At 62.1% G+C, this 21,410-nt stretch carries 13 protein-coding genes and 1 tRNA gene; 7 read left to right on the top strand and 7 right to left on the bottom strand.

What is annotated here, in order from left to right:
• Positions 1-20 precede the first annotated feature (20 nt).
• From D1Y84_RS03235 to D1Y84_RS03225, 3 genes are all read right to left on the bottom strand, one after another.
• Positions 21-1,670, bottom strand: coding sequence for a glycosyltransferase family 39 protein (locus tag D1Y84_RS03235; protein WP_233581051.1), 1,650 nt, complete (start codon positions 1,668-1,670; stop codon positions 21-23).
• 7 nt (positions 1,671-1,677) lie between these two features.
• Positions 1,678-1,971: a DUF3467 domain-containing protein gene (locus D1Y84_RS03230; protein ID WP_124847245.1), complete on the bottom strand. Its 294-nt coding sequence runs from the start codon at positions 1,969-1,971 to the stop codon at positions 1,678-1,680.
• Between the two features lie 51 nt (positions 1,972-2,022).
• A tRNA-Leu gene (locus D1Y84_RS03225) sits at positions 2,023-2,106 on the bottom strand.
• A gap of 396 nt (positions 2,107-2,502) precedes the next feature.
• Here D1Y84_RS03225 and D1Y84_RS03220 point away from each other — a divergent pair.
• Both D1Y84_RS03220 and D1Y84_RS03215 read left to right on the top strand, forming a co-directional pair.
• On the top strand, positions 2,503-3,669 hold the full coding sequence (locus tag D1Y84_RS03220) for an esterase (protein WP_124847244.1): 1,167 nt from the start codon (positions 2,503-2,505) through the stop codon (positions 3,667-3,669).
• A gap of 247 nt (positions 3,670-3,916) precedes the next feature.
• Complete coding sequence (locus tag D1Y84_RS03215; RefSeq protein WP_124847243.1) at positions 3,917-4,804, top strand: YihY/virulence factor BrkB family protein; 888 nt, start codon at positions 3,917-3,919, stop codon at positions 4,802-4,804.
• 121 nt (positions 4,805-4,925) lie between these two features.
• On the opposite strand, the gene D1Y84_RS03210 is transcribed toward D1Y84_RS03215, so the two are convergent.
• The 4 genes from D1Y84_RS03210 to D1Y84_RS03195 all read right to left on the bottom strand — a co-directional run bounded on the left by D1Y84_RS03210 (position 4,926) and on the right by D1Y84_RS03195 (position 14,066).
• Positions 4,926-8,483, bottom strand: coding sequence for an efflux RND transporter permease subunit (locus tag D1Y84_RS03210; RefSeq protein ID WP_124847242.1), 3,558 nt, complete (start codon positions 8,481-8,483; stop codon positions 4,926-4,928).
• A gap of 336 nt (positions 8,484-8,819) precedes the next feature.
• On the bottom strand, positions 8,820-11,333 hold the full coding sequence (locus D1Y84_RS03205) for an alpha-glucuronidase family glycosyl hydrolase (protein WP_124847241.1): 2,514 nt from the start codon (positions 11,331-11,333) through the stop codon (positions 8,820-8,822).
• A gap of 57 nt (positions 11,334-11,390) precedes the next feature.
• Complete coding sequence (locus tag D1Y84_RS03200) at positions 11,391-12,659, bottom strand: SGNH/GDSL hydrolase family protein (RefSeq protein WP_233581050.1); 1,269 nt, start codon at positions 12,657-12,659, stop codon at positions 11,391-11,393.
• A 342-nt stretch (positions 12,660-13,001) separates the two neighbouring features.
• Positions 13,002-14,066 (bottom strand): hypothetical protein, encoded by a 1,065-nt coding sequence (locus tag D1Y84_RS03195; RefSeq protein ID WP_124847239.1) that lies wholly within the window; start codon positions 14,064-14,066, stop codon positions 13,002-13,004.
• Positions 14,067-14,518: 452 nt separating this feature from the next.
• Here D1Y84_RS03195 and D1Y84_RS03190 point away from each other — a divergent pair, with 452 nt between their 5' ends.
• The 5 genes from D1Y84_RS03190 to D1Y84_RS03170 all read left to right on the top strand — a co-directional run bounded on the left by D1Y84_RS03190 (position 14,519) and on the right by D1Y84_RS03170 (position 21,358).
• Positions 14,519-16,105, top strand: a complete 1,587-nt coding sequence (locus D1Y84_RS03190; RefSeq protein ID WP_124847238.1) for a hypothetical protein — start codon at positions 14,519-14,521, stop codon at positions 16,103-16,105.
• Between the two features lie 233 nt (positions 16,106-16,338).
• The gene (locus D1Y84_RS03185) at positions 16,339-17,682 is read left to right on the top strand and encodes a DUF2235 domain-containing protein (RefSeq protein ID WP_124847237.1); all 1,344 of its coding nucleotides are present in this window, start codon (positions 16,339-16,341) and stop codon (positions 17,680-17,682) included.
• Between the two features lie 171 nt (positions 17,683-17,853).
• Positions 17,854-19,026, top strand: coding sequence for a GNVR domain-containing protein (locus D1Y84_RS03180; RefSeq protein ID WP_124847236.1), 1,173 nt, complete (start codon positions 17,854-17,856; stop codon positions 19,024-19,026).
• A 78-nt stretch (positions 19,027-19,104) separates the two neighbouring features.
• Positions 19,105-20,370 (top strand): hypothetical protein, encoded by a 1,266-nt coding sequence (locus D1Y84_RS03175; protein ID WP_124847235.1) that lies wholly within the window; start codon positions 19,105-19,107, stop codon positions 20,368-20,370.
• The gene (locus tag D1Y84_RS03170; protein ID WP_124847234.1) at positions 20,357-21,358 is read left to right on the top strand and encodes a glycosyltransferase; all 1,002 of its coding nucleotides are present in this window, start codon (positions 20,357-20,359) and stop codon (positions 21,356-21,358) included. Before D1Y84_RS03175 ends, D1Y84_RS03170 begins: the two co-directional genes overlap by 14 nt.
• Positions 21,359-21,410: the final 52 nt, after the last annotated feature.

The raw sequence follows: 21,410 nt of genomic DNA, 5'->3' as shown, positions 1-21,410 counted from the left end.
GGTGGCCGGCTCGCTCCTGATTATAAGAGGGGCGCGAGGCGGGTCAGCTGGGGGTGGTCAAAACGCAGCACCGAAGCCCAGAGGCCACCGCGATGCTGCTGCCACACCACGGAGCCACCCAGCAACTGGGCGACGCTTTGGGCGTCGAGGTCGTGGTGCAGGGCGAAGTACCGTTCTTCCTGTTGCTCGCCCCAGCGGCCCAGCGAGAGGCTCAGCCCGGGCGGCGCGTACTTGGTCGAAAACACGATCGCGGTCGAATACGACTGGCGCTCGCCTCGGGGGCCTGCCACCACCAGGGCCTGCAGCGCCGGCAGCGAGAAGTTATCGATAGGCACCACGGCGACCGGCGCATGGACATAGCCAAGCTCCGGCTTGCGCAGCCCATCGGTGACGGGCCAGGCGGACAGCACCGTGCTGTGCGGATAGCTCGTCTCGACCACGGCGATCGCCTCCTGCTCGAGCACGATGGCATCCCGGTAGCTCAACGTGTCCTCGGGAGCGACGCGGTAGGGAGGTGGCAGCATGAGGCCGCCAACGAAGGCAGCGGTGCCGAGCACGACGAACCAGGCCCAGTGGCGGAAGCGTGCGTACACCGCTGAAAACGCGAGCAGCAGCACCAGCGGGTACACAGGCAGCAGGTACCGCGTGAGCAGCGCGCCGCCCAACACAGAGAACAGCAGTGCATTGGCGACGATCACAACCCAGAGCTGAAGCAGCAGGTCCCGATGCAGGCGGCCGCGCATCGGAAGCACGGGCAGCAGCAAGCTGCCGAGTGCAACGGCCACCGGAACAAACAGGTTGAGGTGCGCCGTGAGGTGCAGCACGCGATGTGCCAGCGCCAGCAGGATGCGCGTCCCCGAAAGCGTGGCGCTCGCGTTGTAGCGGAGGTATTCCGGGTTGCCGAACATGAAGCCCGTACGCCACCGGTGGTAGGCAAACCAGGTGGCCAGCGGCAGCACCGGCGTCATCAACGCGAAAGCCCGCTCGATCCGCGGCCAAACGAGTGGCCTGCTACGCACACTTCGACGCAGGAGGCCGATCAACTCCCAGGAGGCAAGCGCCAGGGGCGTGCCGATGGCGATCTCCTTGGTGAGCCCGGCAAGGGTGAAACAGAGGGCCGCAGCCCATACTGACCGCCGTATGGATCGTACGGATCGCTGCGACGCCGCACCACTGCAGGCAAAGCGGAGCCCCCACAGCGTGGCGGCTGCGGCGAGTGTGTCGGCGTGTGCCAGGCTGCTTTGTGTAAACCAGACGGGGTAGGCCGCGGTAAGCAGTGTCACGGCAGCGGCGGCAGTGTGGCTTTCAAGCGCGTCGAGTACGATCCGGTACACCGCGACGAGGGCCGTTGCGGCTGCCAGGCACATCGCGACCCGCGTGACCAGGGGAGCGAAGCCAAACAGCTTCCACGCTGCTGCCAGGTACAGCGACAATCCAGGCGGGTGTGCATTGGTGAGGGTCGAGAAGGGGATCAGCGTGCCGGTGCGGAAGAAGTCGTACGCGGCGGGGATGTAGTAACCGGCTTCGTCCCAGTAGTAGGGGAGGCGCAGCAGGGAAGCATGCGCAAAAACAAGCACCGCGGATACAAACGCCCAGATCAGGAGAAGCTGGAGGGCAGACGCCGGGCCGGTGCGCCTCGGCGCTGCACGCTCCTGTGAAGCTTTAGGCAAGCGGTATTTACTGGACCGGGCGCGGGCCGACCGGCTCGAGCGCAATCTGTCCAAAGGTCTGCTCATACTGCGCAAGGTTCTGACCGAGGATGTTGAACAACGCCTTGGCCTGCTGCGGGCTCAGGTAGATGCCCTGCTGGTTCTCGATGACTACGTCATCGGGCGAGGTGGGGTGCGCGAGGCCAAAAAGGAGGAAGATGTCCCAGACGCTGACACGGACCTGAACGCTGTTCGCGTAGGTCTCACGGTAGTTGGCGCCCTGGGTTACGGCAAAGGTTGGCTGATTGGGTGAAGAACTCATAATGCAACTAGACTACACCGCCCGGGCGCGCGCCCGGAGGTGTGCAAGGTTTGGTGCGAAAGGGGGACTTGAACCCCCATGGGTTACCCCGCCAGATCCTAAGTCTGGTGCGTCTGCCAATTTCGCCACTTTCGCAGTTCGAAACAACGAGCTGTGCGACCCCTTGAGACATCCACGGCATCCGGCCATCGTGCTGCACCTAGGCGTAGAAGTGTGCTCTTGAGAACCAGCAGCGGCTCGCGTTGCGGCCGAACTTCGAGGGGTGCCTCCCGATCGGGCTGCTTGTGACAGCATCTCCCGCGGTTCACCCATCGAACTCCAGTCCTAGCGTACTGGCGAAGGCGGCGCGGAAGCAAGAGCAGCCGCATTCTCGTGCTGACTCGTTCGCGCACAACACATGCGGCCGGGTTCTGCTGTCGTGCCAGGAGACGGGTATCGATCGTGCACGCGCGATATTGCATGAACACCGCACGAGGCCAGCGCTGCCTCGTGCTTGCACAGCGCCGCAACGCCCGCGATAGACTCTCTGGCATGCGCAAGCCAGTGATGTTGTCGGTGCTTCTCGCCTTCGCCATTCCCCTCGCAGTGGCCCAGAATCCTACTGCCCGCACGACGGATGCTTCCCAGCCAAACCTGCCGGCCCAGCCGGCGCCCGCACCCAACTACCTCTCGCCGGAAGTGCACCCCGATCACTCTGTCACCCTGCGCATCGCTGCTCCCAACGCGAAGGAGGTTTCGGTGAGCATTGAAGGCGCCAGCCTGCCCATGGCCCAGGATCCTGCCGGCCTGTGGAGCGTGACCACCGAACCCTACACGCCCGAGATTTACTCCTATCGATTCCGTGTGGACGGCAGCTACGTTCTGGATACACGCAATCCGACCATCCAGATCAACCTCCAGGAGCTCGTCAACACCTTCACCATCCCCGGCAATCCACCCAGGCCATGGGAGACCCAGAACATTGCGCATGGTGCGGTCACGCACTACGTGTACCCCACTAGCGTCGTGCTCAATGCGCCTGCCGATCAGGACGAGTACTACGTCTACACCCCGCCAGGCTTCGACCCCAAGGCCAAGACGAAGTACCCGGTCCTGTATCTCCTCCACGGCTACTCCGATGGCGCCGACGGCTGGCTCTCCGCCGGCAAGGCTAATGCCATCTTTGACAGCCTGATCACCTCGGGCAAAGCCCGGCCGATGATCGTGGTCATGACCCTCGGCTACGGCAATCTCGCCGTGCTCAAACCCGGTCGAACGCCTGCTCTCAACACCCAGAACACCGAGCTCTTTCAGCGCATGCTTCTCACTGAAATCATCCCTAGGGTGGAGGCGGAGTATCCGGTCCTCAAAGACCGCGACCATCGCGCCATCGCAGGCCTGTCCATGGGCGGCGGAGAGAGCCTGATGACCGGGCTTAACCACACGGACACCTTCGGCTGGATCGGGACGTTCTCGGCGGGACTCCACGCGGAGACGCTTGCAGCCCTGCCCACGCTCGCCCCGCAGAAGGCCAATCTTCATCTGCTGTGGATGGCCTGCGGCGTCGATGATGCGCTGCTGAAACCGAACCGCGACGCCATCGCCATACTCAAGGCCCAGGGTTTGCCCGTCACCGCGGTGGAGACGCCCGGACACCACCAATGGCCGGTCTGGCGCGATAACCTGATTCATTTCGCCCCACTGCTGTTCCAGCCGTAGGCTCAACTCGCTGTTGGTCGAGCCTGCGGCCACAAGACCTGCGTAGTGCCGGCACAAATTTCTCCGCCAGGCAAGGTACACGTTCTCAACCGCAGGTCGTCAAAGGCGGCCCATTCTTCCTGCCCTATCGACATCGCTCTGCCCTCGCGCTTGCGGGCGGTCCAACCATGTATTCGCATGCTGCCATGCCGCATCAAGGTTGCAGCATCTGAACGAACGCGGGTTGAAGACCAGGGAGCGTCAAGCAATGAAGTGGAGTGAGGCAAGCAAGGGGATCATGGTGGAGGCGGTTCGATCCGCGGGGCGCAACGACATCACGGGTCGGGCGGCGCAGCTCGCGTACTACTTCTTCCTCTCGCTGTTTCCCGCGATGATCCTGGTCGCTGCCTCGCTGGGCATCCTGGCGGGCGAGGGTCCAAAGCTGCGCGACGAACTGCTGGGCGGCCTCGGCACGGTGCTGCCGGAGACCTCCTTCGCACTGGTGCGCGACTCGTTCACCCAGATTGTGAAAAGCAGCAACAACGGCGGCCTGTTCACCTTTGGCGCGCTGGCCGCGCTGTGGTCCGCCACTGCCGGCGTTTCCGCGGTACAGGACGCGCTTAACTCCGTTTATGAGGTGACCGAGGGCAGACCGTACTGGAAGCGCAGCCTGATCGCAATCCTGCTTACCCTAAGCTTCCTGGTGCTCGCGCTGGCAGCAGGGGCCGCCACGCTGCTGGGCGCGTACCTGCCACACCTGCTCGCATCCACGAAGCTGAGCGCGGCAGCATCACTGACATGGCACGCTGCGGAGTGGGTCGTCATCCTCTTCCTGCTGAGCATGATCTTCGCCGTCACCTACTATCTCGGCCCGGATGTGGAACAGCCCAAATGGCGATGGATCACTCCCGGTGCGGGCGTGGGCATCCTCACCTGGATCGGGGCTTCGCTTGCGTTCCGTATCTACCTGCACCACTTTGACAGCTACACCAAGACATACGGATCGATCGGCGCGGTGATGATTCTGCTTCTCTGGCTCTACGTGTCCGGCCTGGCCTTGCTGTTCGGCGCCGAGATCAACAGCGCGGCCGAGAACCAGAGCGCGAAACAAGGCAATCCCGATGCGAAGGAAAAAGGAGAGAAGGTACCCGGGTGAGATCGTTGCTCACGCGCCAGGTACCTCGGCTTGGCAGGCGCGAGGACTGTTCCGCAAGCGCACTCGCTCGCTCAGAACTTCGCGCGTGGCGGGCGCTCTGCAATCAGGCAAGCGCCAGGTGTTAACTCGGCTCCATCTCGCGCTCCACATCGCGCTCGACATCCTGCGGCGCCCAGCGAATCCACTTTAGATCCAGCACGAAGAAGGCATAGAGAGTAGGCACAAGAACAAGCGTCACCAGCCCTGAGAGCAGCAACCCGCCTATTTCGGCGTAGCAAAGCGGCTTCCAGAGTGGGCCGCCATGCGCAGCCAGTGGGACCAGGGCGAGAGTCGTCGCAGCCAGCGTGACCAGCACCGGACGCGCACGCAGCAGCCCGGCATTGAGCAGCGTGTCCAGCAAGGGCTCGCCCTGCGCCTGTTGCTCCTCGATGCGATCGAAGAGCACGATGATGTGGCTCACGATAACGCCGATCAGACTAGCCACCCCCAGGAATGCCATGAAGCCAAAGGGCTCACCCATGATGGCAAGCGCAAGAAAAGCACCGATGCAGCCGAAGGGTATGGCGGCAAAGACGATCAGTGGCTTGACGATGTTGCGGAACTGCACCATCAGCACGAGGTAGATGGTCAGCACGGACGCACCAAGCGCGATTGCGAGGTCGCCGAATCCGCTGTTCTGCGCCTTGTCCTCACCTTCAATGCTGAGCGAATATCCAGCGGGGAGATTCCTGGTTAAGCTGGTGATCGCCGGCCTTGCTCGCTTGAGCACAGTGGAAGCTAAGCTTCCGTCGGCTGGGTAGCAGGACACCGTGATGGCCGGCGAACCGTTATAGCGACGCAGCAGCGCGGTTTGTGGAGCGAGTCTGTAAGACGCGATATCGCGGAGGGGCACGGGCGATGTGCCGCCCGGGCGATAAACGTACTGGTTTGCTGTGTCCGTAAGGAACGCGCGCTCGCCATGATGCTGGCGCATAACGATGGGGAGCGTGCGATCTCCTTCGATCAGGCTGCCCACGGGTAGTCCGCTGGTGTTCATCGCGGAAGACCGCGCTACATCCTGGTTGGTAACACCGGCCCTGGCTGCCTTGTCCGGATCCACGGACAAGGCAAGGTCCGTGCGGCCGCCGCCCCAGTCATCGCGAACGCGGAGCGCGCTCGGGTCGCGCTTGAAGATGCCCTGGAGCTGCGCAGACAGATGCAGCAGGGTTTCCGCGTTTGGTCCCACGATACGGACAGCAACCGGGGCGCTGATTACTGGTCCTGTCTCGAGCTGCCGCACGTCGACCCGGGCCCCGGTGACTCTGCGGGAGATCTCTGCCTGCAGCAGCGGCACCAGCGCGCTCGTATCCCGCTTGTCCATCGTCTCGATCAGGATCTCTGCATAATTCGGATGCGGCGGCTCCGGCGCCACCGAGTCCCAGAAGCGCGGACCGCCTCCACCGACAAATGTCGTCAGCGACTTGAGGATGGGAGTGCCCGGATGCGGTCGTTTATGATCGGCAGCGTAGGTGTCGGAAACGCTCTTGATGATGTCTTCGACCTGGGTGCTGGTCGCTCGGGTTTCCATCACCGTGGCTCCCTCAGGCAGCCACACATCGGCATAGGAAAGGTACTGCAGGTCATACGGGAAAAACGCGGAGTTGAGACGCGACGAAGCGATGCCGCCAACACACAGCAGGAGTAATGCTATTGCCAGCACTCGCTTGCGGTGCGTGATGGCCCAGCGCCCCGCGTTGAAGTAGCGAGAGGCGAATCCATGCTCGGGCTTTTCAGCCAGTAGCGGCAGCGTGTCTTTGCCTGGCTCCCGACGGAGCAAGAGGTGACCCAGCAGCGGAACGAACGTCTTGGACACAATGCGCGACGCCACCAGCGAGCAGGTAATGACCAGGGGAAGCGAACGAATGAAGTGTCCAATATCACCGCGCAGCAGCAGAAAAGGAAGGTACGCGAGGATGTTGGTAATAGTGGCAAAGAGAATGGCTCGCGATAACTTGGTCGGTCCAAGCCAGGCTGCGATCGCCCGCGGTGTACCGGCTGCGAGTTCACGCTCAATTGCATCGCCGGCGACCACCGGGTCATCGATAAGTAGTCCGAGCGCGATGATCAGGCTTGCGATGGCGACCTGCTGCAGGCTGACCTTGACCAGCGCGGCCATGGCAAGCGTGAGTGCCAGTGTGATGGGGATCGATGCCGCCACGAGCGCGGCAGAGCGCCAGCTCCAGAAACCCACCAGCGACACCAGCACAACAAGAATCACAGCTTCCCAGAGCGAGGCCATGAACAGGGAAACGTTCTCCTGCACCTGGCGCGGCTGGTCCGAGGTACGTCGGATGACGAGATCCTGCGGGAGCAGCTTCCTCGCTTGTTCAAGCTTTGCGTTGACTGCTTTTGCGAAGTCTCCGATCTGGCGGTCGGCTCGCATGTTTGCGGTGATCGTGACGGCAGAACCCTGCCGCCAGTTGCCGGCTGCATCGCGATAGCTGAGGAAGTTCAGAAAGACGGGTGGAGCCTCGTCACTCCGCTCCACACTGAAGACGTCGTTGAGATGCGCGGTACCACCGGCTTTGCCTTTTGGAAGGGGCAGCATCGCGAGGTCGCCGACGCTGTGCAGCGGCCCCTGCGCTACGACCTCAGTACGCGTGCTCGCACCGATCTGCCCACCGGCGATCACTGTGTTGCGATCGTGAAGCAGGGTCGGCACGACCAGGGGATTCAGATGGGCCGAGACAAGGCGCTCAGGGTCAAAGGTGAGATAGACCTGTTCCGTTGCAGACTGTGTCCGTGCCACTTTTGTTACCAGGCGCACGGTCTGCAGGCTGCGCATGATCTCGTTTGTAAATACATCAAGCTCGCGCGAGTTGTATCGGTCCGGGCTCAGCTTCCGGAGCCGGCTCTCAAGCTCGGAGGGTTGGTGCAGGACCACTGCGGGCCAGATCCCGGGGTTGAGGTCGCCGGCACCCACGCGGTGCACTCCATACTCCGCTACGGCCTGGCTGATCTCCGCTTCGCTTCGCGTGGAGGTTCCATCGAGGAACACGGCCCCCGGGGTGACGAGTACGCGAGGATCAAGAACCAGTTGCCTGCGCACGAGGTTGCCGGACAGCTGTCGCACCATGTCGGCGAGGTCAGTCGTATCGATATCCCGAGGCGTAGCGAAAACGACGGACACGCCATTGCCCGGGTCCCCGGCGCTCTTCCTCGCGGCTTCAATCGCAGGTTGGATCTGCTGCGCGCGGCGCCGGAACTCCACGTCCGGCTCGGGCGGACTTGCAACCGTGAGCATCAGCGTCGTGGTGTCGCCGTAATCGTTGAAGTATTGCACCGGCCCGGCGCCATCAGGCAGCCCCGCTACCTGCGCCAGCTTGACGCCGACATCGTCGAACTCTTTCGCTGTGTCCTTAACGTGAAACTCATCCAGCGTGAATTGAAGGATGGCCTCGCCCGGACGGGATGCCGAGCTGATGTCGCTGACCATGTCGCTTTGAGAAATCACACTTTCGACACGCCTTGTCACCTGCTGCTCTACCTGCTCCGCACTCGCGCCGGGCCAGTTTACGATCACAAGCGCTTCGCGATTGGGCGTCACCGGGTCTTTCAGCTTGGGCATGATGGTGTACGCAAACACGCCCGCTACCAGTACAAGAACGCCCAGCAACCATGCGATGGAAGGATGCTCCACGAAGAAGCGGGGGATGTTGTGGCTGCTTTGCCGGGGTGCCGGATCGGTGTGATTCAGGATGTGGCTCCTTATTGCGGCCGAGGGTGCAAAGCTCCAACGCGAGACCCGCGGAAACCGATTTCACCTGGCGACACGAGACGGCGCTGACAGCCGCACCGGTTGACTCAGTAGATGGCAAATTCGGCAGGGAAGCGCACACGCTGTGCATTTACTTTGTTGGTCGCGTGGGTAAGCACGGGAGAGACGGACATGCCCTCCGCGCGGCAAGCCAGCAGGAAAGAACCGGCAAGCTGCCCCCTATGGTCCACCATGCCTGCTGTGGCGCAAAAAGAAGTGTCAGTGCGTCCTGTGTGCCGGCGTCGCGACCGGTGTGAGCTCCAGGTAGTCCACCGGGGCTGGTTCACCACCCTGCGGCGTAGCAGTCAGTTGCAACGTGTCTCCGGGACTCAGCGCAAGCGGCATCCAGTGCGTCCAGCGCGTTGCGGTCGTGCCGCTCATGTTGTTCATTGGGAGATCATCATCGGCTGACCACTGGCCCACGCTGTTTCCGTTGAGCGTCAGCGTGAACCGGGAAGCGCCGTCATGGTAGTCGTAATAACCAACCGAGAGGCGATACCAGCCCGCGGGCCGGTCCAAAACCGTGCTGGCCGTGCAACGGGTCGTAGCGCAGGTAACTGCGTTGCCGCCGCTGGCCATCTCTGAAGGTGTGGCGGCATGGACCTGGTACCCGTGCAGCTGCATGGATTCTGCTTCGATCCGATCCGGCAGATGCCCAACGCGGCCTTGCGCGTCTGCGACGCCAGACTGCTGTGCGAACCAGTTCGTGATCGTGTCGCGCCAAACAATGGCGAACCCTGCCTGTCCACGCTGCAGCGCCAGCACCTTGCTGTAGCGCTCGGCATCGATGTGGCGCGCGAGGGATTGCCACTCCGACACAAGCTGCATCGCCTGTTCTGCTCCGTCATAGTGCGTGTCGTACACGTGCTGCACCACGCTCTCGCCCGAGTGGAGCCGGTAGGTGTAAGGCACGTGGTGCATAAACAGCAGCAGGGGCTCGGGGCATTGCGCGATATCTTCATACTGTGCCGCAAGCTCCCGCGGATACTGCCCCGTGTAGCCGGTCCCCGTCGCCACTGTACGATCCATGCCGATGCCCTGCGCATCGGCGCGCAGCCACTGGCCCCACCCGTTGTGTTCTGCAGACGCAGGTCCCGGGCCGAAGTGTGGCCCAATGATGTCTACCAGTGTGCCGAGGCCGAGCGGTCCCGTGTAGTTCTCGTAGATGGACCAGGAGCGAAGCTGCATGTCTTCAATCACATGATCCACAAGCGGCTTGTTGCCAAACGACTGTCGGGTCCATTCATCCACGATGCGCTCGGAGCTCAGGCCGGGGTTCCACGCGAGCCGGCCGAAGCCATACAGGTTGGCCATCGCGAGTGGATGCGCCATCCAGTTCGTATCCAGCCCAACATTGGCAACGCCGATGAAGCCGCCCACCGGCCGGTGAAACAACTGTCCCTCCACAATGGACTGTAGTGGTGCGCTGTGCCCATCTACCCGCATATCGGTGTCCAGGTACGTCTTCCATTGCGGCACAAGATACACAAGGTGACGCTGCTGTCCCGTGTATTCCTGCGACACCTCAAGCTCGATCGCCTCGTCTGTTTTTCGCAGTCCGGCAAAGAGTGGAGATACGGGTTCGCGTACCTGGAAGTCGATCGGGCCGTTCTTGATCTGCAGAATCACGTTGTCGGCAAAGGTGCCGTCGAGCGGGTGAAAGATGTCGTACGCGGCCCGTGCCCGGTCCGCCTTCAGGTCGTTCCAGTCAAGGTGATGGTTGTAAACGAATGCGCGATACAGCACCACGCCGCCGTGAGGCTTGAGCGCTGCGGCGAGCATGTTGGCTGCTTGTGCGGGCGTTCGCCCATACTGCGATGGACCGGGCTTCCCCTCGGAGTCAGCCTTCACGGTGAAGCCCGCAAAATCAGGAATCTTTCGGTACAGTGCTTCGATCTGCTCGGCCCACCAGCGTGCAACAGCAGGGTCCAAGGGATCAAAGGTATCGAGCCCGCCGATTGCTTTCGGGCTTGAGAAGTCCACTGCCAGGGACACGCGAACACCAAAGGGGCGCAGCTCTGCTGCGATGCGCGCCACACCGTCCACAATCTCCGGCGTGAGCATGCGTACATCTGCGTTGACGTTGTTGATCGTGATGCCGTTGATCCCTACCGACGAAAGCAGGCGGCCGTAAAAGCCCACGCGACCAAGATCGGACCGCACCCGGCCGTTCTCGAAAAAGATGGAGCGTCCCGCGTAGCCGCGCTCAATCGACCCATCGAGGTTGTCCCATTCATTGGTCCATCGAACCTGCGCCGCTGGTGTCTCACTGCGAGCGACGCGTATGCGCTCGCCCATGGCAAGCATGCGCAGCATAGCGAAGCTCCCGTACAGCACGCCACGCGCATCCGCGCCTGCAATCAGGTAGCCCCCGTCAGACGGCGCCAGGGTAAAGCCCTCTGCGCCGGGCAACGCCGGTGTGGTTGCAAATAGCTTCGCTGACTTGAGGTCGCCGATGGTCCCGAGAACAAAGGCCGGACGGCTACCCGGTGCAACCACCACTTGCAGCGTAATGCCGCACATGCCTGCGAGGCCCTGCTGCAGCTCCTGCGCCGCCCTGGCAATGGTGGGCTGCTCGCCGCCGAGCACTACCAATCTGGTTGGCAGGTGCTGGCACGCCGCGCGGCTCGCGCCGGTAAGTGGTGCATAACGCAGCCAGCCGGCCGAGCCATCTTCTGCGCCCGCCGAGTGCGAGCCAGCCAGCAACAGAACGCAAATGGCTGCCCGGAGCATCGCCTTGCCTTTGCGTGCCGTCAGCTGGCATTGTTTCAGTCGATCAATGGCGATGACTTAGTCTCCTGACTTGGAACGGCGATTGCCGCGGGCCGAGGGAATCAGGCTCGCATGAGGGGAAATCATTCTGTCCACGGGTACGCATTGCGCCATCGCTTGGTAGCCGGCCGGAGAGGGATGCAGGTGATCGCCGGAGTCAAACGCGGGCAACAGCTGACCCGGGTGCGCAGGGTCGGCGACAGCGTGATCGAAATCGGCAACCTCATCGAAGTGCCCGGGTGTGCGAATCCATTGGTTGATCGTCGTGCGATCGCTCTCGCTCTGCGCATCGGGGTGATAGTAGTTCGAGTTCCCATCGGGAAGGATCGTGCCGCCGATCACCGCGATACCGTGGGCGTGGGCGCGATCGATCATCTGTTGATAAGCGCCCAGCAGATTCCTTACAAGCGTGGCGTGCTGGGCAGCGCTCGCCTCGCCGTGCGCGGTCAGGGTTCCTAGATCGTTGATGCCTTCGAGGACGATCACGACAGCAGCACCCGAGCGGGCAAGCACATCGCGATCAAAGCGGGCCAGTGCGTTCGGACCAAGATCGTCCAGCAGCACCCGGTTGCCACCAATCCCGACGTTGACAACACCCACGTGCTCTGTTTCCGGCGCGCCCTGCAGCCTGCTCGCAAGCACATCCGGCCAGCGGTCGTTCGCGTTGGTTGTGGCTCCGTGCCCGTCGGTGATGGAGTCGCCGAAAGCAACAACGCTCAGGGACCGGCTGCCGGTCGCCACATCCACCTCAGCGATCTGGTACCAGTGTTCCGTCCGGATCGCGGATGCAAGAAAGGGCTGTGCCGCTTGCTCTCCATGCACGTAGTACGAGGTGGCACGGGATCCGGGATGCCCGGTCTGCGCGGACGGTGCCTCGTCATAGTGAATCGAGATGGCAAGGTCGGACGAGGGAGCAGCCGCGAACGGAACCGGGTCCGACCAGTATTCTGCACCCGCCGGTATGGTCACGTCAGCCTGGCCGCTGAACAACAGGGAAGCGTCCGTGGCTGGAACGATGGCGCTGTCTGCCGGAGAGCGGGCTTGCGCCACGTGAACGGAGGTGAGGTGCAGCGGCGCCGTTCCAAAGGCGTTTGAGAGCTTGAGCCGAAGCGAAGCTCCACCTGCGGAAAGATGCACGATCTGGCGCAGGGTCATGTCGCGGTAGTCATGCGCGGCCAGGGCATTGCGCGGCTCCGGCGTCTGCTGCGCGGCTGCCCACGAGGCGACCCATTGTGTGGGCGCTGTTTGGGCCTGGCACCACGAGGGGCCGAGCGCAAGCAGGAACAAAGCACCCCTGCTTACCGTCCGCGCGCGCCCTGTGCAGCGATGCCCTGCGGATGGCTGAACGGGACAAGCCGCGCAGCGACGCAGTCGCAACGTGGTGGATCGTGCAAGTCTCGAAAGCGCGGCGCACAAACAAAGCAGGTATGCGCGGCCATCGGCAAGACCTGCGTCGTTGCCAAACGTCATACCGCCTCCGTGCGCACGCAGAAAGATCATGCACGCTCACATACATCGCGTGTCGAACTTAAGGCGACGTCACGGATACTGTCAGGCGCGGCAGACTGCGAAGTCAAGAGTGGAAATCCCAAGAGCTTTGCCGGGCCTGTACGATTTAGGTGCGCCCTCCTACCGGTAGCTGCAGGGATCGTTCGGCAGATAGGGGTTTGCAATCTGGGTTGAGCTCGCTCCCTTGATCGCCGTCTGGGCTAACTCCTGCAGCAGGATAGCGTTGGCAGAAGAGATACCAAGCTGTTGTGCGACTACCTCAGTGCCACCGAACGTGGTGACATCCACAGCGGTAATCTGCTGAAAGAGCACAAGGCCGCTCAGATAGGCGCCAAGCGTACTTGCATACACGTAATCCTGCGCATTGTTGTCCGGTGTTTCCAGGGGCTGCGGTCCGGACCAGAGTTGTGTTGCCATCCCTGTGCTTGCGGCAACCGCTCGCACCCACGCTTCTCCAACAGGAGCGACAGCGGTGATGTTCCCGTCCAGCTCCGCTGCGCGGTAATAGACATCGTGATACTGGACACCGATGTTGCCGAGGGTAGCGGTAAGGGTGTTCGCCGACGCGGTGGAGTCGGGCGGCCCGCTCACCGACAAAGCTGTCGCAAGACTGGGCCACGGTTCAAAGAGGTAGACGCTGGCTTTGGGTGCTGCCGCGTGCACACCCTGTTCGATTGTCTGCACGCTGTCGCAGAAGGAGCCTGGGCTGCCGGCGTACGTTGGAAGGAAAGGCTGCGCCGGGATCAGGTTGGCGTAGTTCTCCTGCAGCACTACCGAGTCCCACTTGGACTGGTTGACCACTGAATGTGCGGCCGCGTAGTTGGCGGCCAGCGTGGAGCTTGCGATCGCTTCGATATGCACGTCGTAGTTAAGTCCCGCTTCTGCAGCGAGTCCGGCGAAAATACCAGGGACGCCGCCCCACGGGCCAGACGGCACTTCAGCGCGCGCACCGGTTTGACCGTAGTTCTCATCGACGACCAGCGAAGAGCCCGTAGACGCGTTCTGCGTGCCGCCACTATTGAACTGCTGTACCTGGGAGGACTGGGCGCTGGTAAAACCGTCTCCGACAAACAGGATGCGCTGGGGCGGTACCACGAGGGGGATCCTCACAAAGCCGCAGCCATTCAAAGTCAGAAAAGCCGTTCCACAGAATGCCGCAGTCATGACGCTTCGATTCTTGCTCATTTTCACTGATATCCATGTGCAGCTTCGGAGCTCGTCCCCACTGCGTTCCGTGTCCAGTGCGCAGCCTATCACTCGAAAACCAGGAAGAGATAGATGCCGCCGGACTTTGATCTCAACGCCGCAAAGCAACTGTTACATTTCAGGGCATTTGCCGCGAAATCCCGCAACACTCGAAAGTAACTGCGAGATAGAAGGTCGTGCTGTGGTTGCTACTCGGAAGCCATCCTGGCCGCGGGCGCTTCTGTTTCCTGACGAGGCACAGCCGGAGCAGGCCTTGAGTGATTCCTCCAGACTGTGAAACACGTACGCCGGAACAATGTTGCGTCCGGCCAGACTGCAAACCAGCAGCCCGGCCGGTACGCCGCGTGCCGCCATCCCTGCGGCTGGCACCTTCTCCCCCTCACTGGCGCTTGTGTAAGTAAGGTACCTATCTCCGCTTGAAAGGTTTTGCCATGGCCGCTGCGTCTGTCGCGCCCGTCGGGACCCTCTCCGACACTCCGAACCTGGAACTCCCAGAGATCCAGGGAAACATCCTGGCCGGCTTCAACAAGGATCACCAGCGTTTTCTGTTTCTCAGTATTCACGACGCAGACTCCGCCAGACGATGGCTGCGTGACCTTGTCGCGAAAGGGCAGGTTTCGTTCACGCCTGCGGTCAAGGCGTTCAACGAAGAGTACAAAGCCGAGCGCCGCAGGCAGCAGGGCAGGGAAGAGAACATGCCGGTGGCCGCATGGCTCAACATCGCATTCAACTATCCGGGGCTGGTGAAACTGCAGGCAGCGGACGTGGCACAGCTTCCCGAAGACTTCCGGCAAGGCATGAGCGCCCGTGCCGCTATCATCGGCGATCTGGATGGCAACGCTCCGGCGCAATGGGAGCAATGGGCGCAGGACCGCGAACACTTGCACCTGCTGGTCATGCTTGCCGCCGACGTTGCGGCCACGCTGGAAGCCAATGTTGCCACACTGCTGGCGACGCTGCCGGGCAGTGGCATGACGCTGTGTCACGACGAGTGTGGCGAGAACCCGGTGAGTGGTTCCGGCAACGAGCATTTCGGCTTCAAAGATGGCATCTCGCAGCCGGGGATACGCGGCTTTACCCCCTCGACGCACACGCCTCCGCCGCAAACTACCGCGCAGGGCATCCCGGGGCAGGATCTGCTCTGGCCTGGAGAGTTTGTGCTCGGGTACCCCACGCAGATCGCCGAGCGTCCGGCGGGCACCTGGGACGGGCCGAACCCTGACCCTGGACCCGTGAGCAGCGGGGGACCTGCCTGGACGCGCAATGGATCGTTCCTGGTCTTCCGCAAACTGGCACAGGATGTTGCCGGCTTTCGCAACAGCGTTGGCGCGACCGCCAGGACCTTGGCAATCGATCCCGAGGTGCTCGGCGCCAAGATCGTCGGACGCTTTCGTAGCGGCTGCCCCATGGAGGCGCTGTCTGACCCTGTGAGCGGCAGCCCAGGCACGGCGCTGGGCGACCCATCCAGGTCGAACCCTGCGCTGCTGTCGCCCGAGCACATCAACGACTTCGAGTATGGGGAGGATCTGTCCGGGAGCCTTGTGCCGCGCTCGGGCCACGTGCGCAAGGCATACCCGCGGGACGAGCAGTTTCTGACCAGCGCGGGAGCCGTCGATCCGAACAGCGCCCTGCATGAAAGCGCGACCCAGACGCACCGCCTGATCCGCCGCGGCATTCCGTATGGACCAGAAGTGCCCATCCCTGAAAACGGCAGCCTGGGCGACACCTTCCACGAGGACGGCGAACAGCGTGGCCTGCTTTTTCTCGCCTACCAGAAGAGCATTGCTGCACAGTTTGAATTCGTTCAGAATGCGTGGGTCAACAACCCCGACTTCCCCCAGCCCGGCGATGGCGTCGACCCGGTGATGTCGCAGGTCTCGCCCGCGCCCCTGGTGTGTCCATTCAAAGCGGGCGCAGCGCCGCAGTCGATTGAGTTGCAGCACTTCGTTTCCACCAGGGGCGGCGAATACTTCTTCCAGCCTTCCCTCGCTGCGCTCAAGCTGATTGCAGGGAGTTGAAGCGTGCACCAGAAACGCGGTCCCCATCGCAGGCTCGTCGACCTGGCGCTGACCACCTCCGTTGAAGACACGGAGTGAGCCAGGCTCCCCGAGGCGCCCCCCCGGCTCCTGGTACCTCCCCCATATCGCTTGTCCGACGGACCAGGCTCGTCGCTCGCCGAGCCTGCTTTCAACCGTGCGTGTCCCTGTGGGCGCGAGCGCCACGCCACTTCAATGGAGGAAAGGCGGCATCCATGAGCGTCGAAAATGCAGTCGGAAAAAACATCGTGATCTGCTGCGATGGCACGGGCAATCAGTTTTGCGAAACGAACTCCAACGTCGTCCGGCTCTACACCTGCCTCAAGGAAAACCGGGAGCAGGTCACCTACTACCATCCCGGCGTCGGGACGATGGGCTCTCCGCATCGCAGCACCCGGGTCGGAAAGAAGCTTTCCCAGCTCGCCGGCCTGACCATGGCCGCGGGCTTTATCCCCAACCTGCAGGACGCTTACCTGTTCCTGATGCGTAACTATGCCGCGGGCGACCGGGTTTACCTCTTCGGCTTTTCGCGGGGCGCGTATACCGTGCGCGCTTTGACGGGTGCCCTCAGTATGTATGGTCTTCTCTGTCCCGGGAACGAGGGGCACCTGGCCTACCTGCTGCAGATGTTCTCGGATGCCAGCCGAAAAGCTTACGCACGCGGAAGGAAGCGGCTGGGCACCGACCCGCTCGCGGCGGCCTTTCGCGATACTTTTTCGCGCGAGATCACCATTCACTTCGTGGGCGTTTGGGATACCGTGTCCTCCATCGGCTGGGCTTACAATCCGGTGCGCCTGCTGTTCGATGGGCAAAACCCACTGGTCCGGAAAGGCAGGCATGCCATCTCGATTGATGAGCACCGCTGCTATTTCCAGAAGAACCCCTGGGGCGACCCATTGCCACCCGAAGAGACGCCGCTGCTTGCCGCCCAGGGCACCAGGCAGGACATCGTGCAGGCGCATTTTGCCGGGGTGCACTCCGATGTCGGCGGCAGCTACTTGCAGGACGAAAGTGCTCCGGCTCTCGATGCGTTCCAGTGGATTCTGGAAGAAGCACAAAGCGATGGCCTGCTGACCGACAATGGCAAGCGCGACGTGGTTCTTGGGAAGCCCGCGCCCGGGCATCCTGACCTCGAGGTGCTCCACGCGTCGCCCCCACCGTTTACACGCCTTCACGAGTCGCTGCGCGGATTCTGGTGGGTGCTGGAGTTCCTGCCGCACCGGTACATCGACGAGCGTGGTTCCCACTGGCAGCTGATGCCGCTGGCGCATCGTCGCGAGATTGCGAACGGAGCCCTGCTGCACCCCAGCCTCATAGCCCGGCTTGCGGGAGATCGTGCCTACCAGCCGCCCAACCTTGATCGCTGCTACGTGCATGCCCTGCGCGACTCGCCCGTATCCCTGCCGGACGCCTCGCTCGAGTGGGAACTCGCGCAGAAGCGCTTCGGCGTGTACCGGCCACCTACGCATGTGCGGGTCCCATCAAGCAGCCTGGCAAAGATCCTTGAGTTCGCTCCTTTCGCCTCGCGCAAACGGCGCCTGCGGTCATTTGCCCGGTGAGCCGGTCTGCTTGCGAAGGCACGCCCCCGGGAGACCTTCGCAGGCAGATGGATTCCGCGCGAAAGACCCCGGCGACAGGCGTTATGGCAATCATCAGCCGGGTTGCGCTCCGGATTGCATCCAGATACGCTCGTGAAGCGGCAAGCGCGGCGAGGATAGAATCATACGCAGATGAAGGAAATTTACGAGACTGAAGCGCCAAACCCCTCATTGGCTTCTCCGCTGCATGGGCTCGGGGCGCTCTCGTTCGGCTTTTTTGTCGCGATCCTGTTGAAGCGCAAACGGCTGATCCTTGGTTGCGGACTGGTGACGCTGGCGCTGTCGACGGCTCTTGCCTTTTCTCTTGCTCCCAGCTTCTCCGCCACTACCTCCTTTGTTCCCCCCGGATCCAGCGGCGCGTCCAGTTCAGCCGCGCTGATGGGGCAGCTCTCAGCCTTGAGTGGGGGTGCCAGCCTCCTGGGCGGCCGGAGCCAGGGAGACCTGTACGTCGGCATCTTAAAGAGCCACACCATCGGGCGTTACATGGTCGATCGCTTCAATCTCGAGCAGGTCTATAAGGTCAAGAAGGAAAGCATCGCCGAGAAAGCCCTGGCACAAAGAACCCTGTTCGAGCTGGGCTCGAAAGATCCAATTGTTACCATTACTGTTACGGATGGAAGCCCGCAACGTGCGCGCGATCTCGCGAACGGCTATCTAGACGCGCTGCAGCAAACGTCTGGCCAGCTTTCCCTGAGCGAAAGCTCCCAGAGAAGATTGTTTTTCGAACGCCGCCTCGCCAAGGAGAAGGATGATCTGGCGGATGCCGAGGTCGCGTTGAAGCAGTCAGAAGAGCACACTGGCCTGATTGCCATGGGTGTCCAGACCAGCTCCGCGATCCAGACGGCTGCACAGCTGAATGCCGCCATCACGCAGCGTCAGACCCAACTGTCCGGGCTGCTCATGGGGGAGTCGGACGAAAACCCGGATGTGTTGCGAATGCGCAGTGAGATCAGCAGCCTGCAGGCGCAGGTCAAGCGCATGCAATCCGGGGCCAGCAAGGCTTCTTTCGGGGAGTTCTCTGCGGCACGCGCGCCGGGCCTGGAACTGGAGTATATCCGCCGCGCACGCGATGTGAAGTATCACGAGACTCTCTTCGATGTGATCAGCAAACAGTACGAGGCTGCGCGACTGGATGAGGCGAAGGATGCTCCTTTGCAGGTGCTCGATCGCGCCACCGTGCCCGATCTCAAGTCCGGGCCGCATCGTTCGATCATCATGCTCATCGGTCTGCTGATCGGGCTGCTGGGCGGCGCCGTGTGGGTTCTGATACAGCAGGCCCGACGGCCGGAAACGCTGGCCACTTAAGCAGGGTTGAGGCGCGCTACCATCGTGGACGTGAGTGTTTTCAGGAGTTCTATCCGCCACATCCCCATGAGTTCGCTCATGGACAAGGCGTTCGACTGGTTCTTCTACACGTTTGTCTTCATCACGGTGTTTCTGCCCGGCGGCTCGATCTACGGTGTCAACTTCAAATACCCGCTCTATGTAGGATTGCTGCCATTGGCAGCTTACGCTCTGTTTCAGCGCAGGCAGGCGCATGCAGGGCAGCTGGCTTTGCTGTTGGCAGTCCCGGCCATCCTGTCCGGATGGATGATCCTCGGTCTGAGCCACGGGTTCAGCGTGCCCAGTGTTGCGCGCCAGTACACAGACATCCTGCTGACACTGCTTCTATGCTGGCTGGCCGGTGTCTCGTGCGACCAGAAAGATGTTCGACGCCTGGCCTTCCTTAAGCTCATCCTGTACTCGGAGCTTGCGACGGCGGTACTCAAGATCGGCCTGATTGTGTATGCCGTGGTGCGCGGTATCCCGGTGGTCCAGATGGTTTTGTGGCTCGACACGGTCTTCGGTGTCGAGCTGATGACCATGGACCTGGGTGCACTGTTTGGCCGGGTGCAGTTCATCTCCGACGAACTTATCCCCATCTGCATTTTTATACTTCTGCGCTACCGCGATCGCCTCCGTATCAGCCACATCTGGGCCGCGTTGATGATCGTTCTGCTACTTGCCTCGGTGCTGTTCAGCTTCTCACGCTACTTTTGGGGGTTCACTGCCTTCGCCTTTTTCCTGGGCCTGGTTCTCGGCAAGCGCGATAAGTTCCAGGCTGTTCTGGTCGCAGTTCTTGGCCTGACGATCCTGGCGAGCCTTCCGGCGCTGGTGGCGGTGTACAAGTTGCGCTTCTCAACAGAGGTCGCCGGCGGGTCTGACCAGCAGCGCAATGCGCAGATACCGGCACTGGAGCATTTCTTTATAGAGGCTCCGATCTTCGGACATGGGCTTGGCAGCTACACCACGGAAGACATCCGCGGCACGACAGAAGCAGGGCGTGCCTCCTACGAGGTTCAGTTGCTGGCTTTGCCGGCACAGATCGGCCTTGCCGGTATGTGTTTCTTCATCGTGCTTGGCGCTTTTTATTATCGGGCACTCTGGTGGAAGAGTTCGCTCCACCTAAGTGACCAGGTGAGCCTGCTCTTGCTGCTGGCCTTCTGGCTCGCAGCAGGTCTCACCAACCCTTTGATCTTTCACCCCATCGCGGGCGTGAACTATGCAACCCTCGCGACACTCTCCGCAATGGGCCTGAAGGGCCGCCCTTTCGCGAGGCGCTCAGCATCACTCTTACACGCAACAGGAAGCGAACATGACCTGGTCTGAAGAAATGCAGAAGCCGACGATCTCGGTTGCTCTTTGCACATACAACGGAACGCGCTTTCTTCAGCAACAGCTGGACACAATTGCGGCTCAGACGCGCCAGCCGCTGGAACTGGTGATCAGTGATGACCGTTCCACGGATGGCACCATCGAGATGCTGGAAGCATTTGCGCGCACGAGCAGCTTCCCGGTGCGCATTCATCAAAATGCCCAGCAGTTAGGCTCGACTAGAAACTTCGACCAGACCATCCGCTTGTGCCGGGGCGAGTACATTGCGCTCAGCGATCAGGACGACCGCTGGGTGCCTGAGAAGCTTGCGCGGCTAGGTAAGTTGCTCGACGAAGATGCCGGCGCCGGTATGGCTTTCAGCGACGCTTCGCTGATCGATGACACCTCGCAGCCGACCGGCGGCTTGCTGTGGCAGTCCTTCCGTTTTCCCGAGCAGGTCCGCGAGCGGTTCGCGCACGATCCCGGCGCAGTGCTGCTGGAGCGGCCCGTCGTGACCGGGGCAACAATGCTGTTCCGACGTTCCTTGCTGCGCCACTTCAAGTCCATCCCCACGTCCTGGGTGCACGACGGATGGATCACCTGGATGAGTGTGCTCTGGTCGAAGCCGCTGTTTACCGCGCAGCTTTTGACCGAGTATCGCGTGCATGCTTCGCAGCAACTCGGGGTCGGCGAAGTGTCTGTGATGGGTCGCGTGGCAGAGATGCGGCACAAACAGCGCGCGACGTACGCCAACATGGCGAGTGAACTCGAGGTTCTGCTTGCCTATGTTCAACAAAGCCCGCAACTGGAAACACGCGAGCAGTGGACGGCTGAGATCGGCAGGGCGGCTTCCTTCTTCAGGATGAGAGCGGAGGCGCCCACGCATCCGATCCCGCGCCTTTTATTCCTGGTGCGCCACTTCGCGCAGTACCGGAATATGTCTGCGCCTGCGTGGCGTATGCTTTCCCGCGATCTTCTCATGGGTGGTGCAAAGCAGCGCTAACGTCGTAAGACATGCGGCTCTCCATCTTCAACGGGTGAGCATGGCGACTGCA

This window comes from Acidipila sp. EB88 (assembly GCF_003858395.1).
GTDB lineage: Bacteria > Acidobacteriota > Terriglobia > Terriglobales > Acidobacteriaceae > EB88.
The sequence above is the reverse complement of the archived record's forward strand: the minus strand, read 5'-3'. Positions and strand labels throughout refer to the sequence as shown.

Bases quoted from the DNA above. Each gene is read 5' to 3' on its own strand.
- D1Y84_RS03230 (WP_124847245.1), bottom strand. From the start codon at position 1,971: ATGAGTTCTTCACCCAATCAGCCAACCTTTGCCGTAACCCAGGGCGCC.
- D1Y84_RS03220 (WP_124847244.1), top strand. From the start codon at position 2,503: ATGCGCAAGCCAGTGATGTTGTCGGTGCTTCTCGCCTTCGCCATTCCC.
- D1Y84_RS03215 (WP_124847243.1), top strand. From the start codon at position 3,917: ATGAAGTGGAGTGAGGCAAGCAAGGGGATCATGGTGGAGGCGGTTCGA.
- D1Y84_RS03205 (WP_124847241.1), bottom strand. From the start codon at position 11,333: ATGCTCCGGGCAGCCATTTGCGTTCTGTTGCTGGCTGGCTCGCACTCG.
- D1Y84_RS03195 (WP_124847239.1), bottom strand. From the start codon at position 14,066: ATGAGCAAGAATCGAAGCGTCATGACTGCGGCATTCTGTGGAACGGCT.
- D1Y84_RS03190 (WP_124847238.1), top strand. From the start codon at position 14,519: ATGGCCGCTGCGTCTGTCGCGCCCGTCGGGACCCTCTCCGACACTCCG.
- D1Y84_RS03185 (WP_124847237.1), top strand. From the start codon at position 16,339: ATGAGCGTCGAAAATGCAGTCGGAAAAAACATCGTGATCTGCTGCGAT.
- D1Y84_RS03180 (WP_124847236.1), top strand. From the start codon at position 17,854: ATGAAGGAAATTTACGAGACTGAAGCGCCAAACCCCTCATTGGCTTCT.
- D1Y84_RS03175 (WP_124847235.1), top strand. From the start codon at position 19,105: ATGGACAAGGCGTTCGACTGGTTCTTCTACACGTTTGTCTTCATCACG.
- D1Y84_RS03170 (WP_124847234.1), top strand. From the start codon at position 20,357: ATGACCTGGTCTGAAGAAATGCAGAAGCCGACGATCTCGGTTGCTCTT.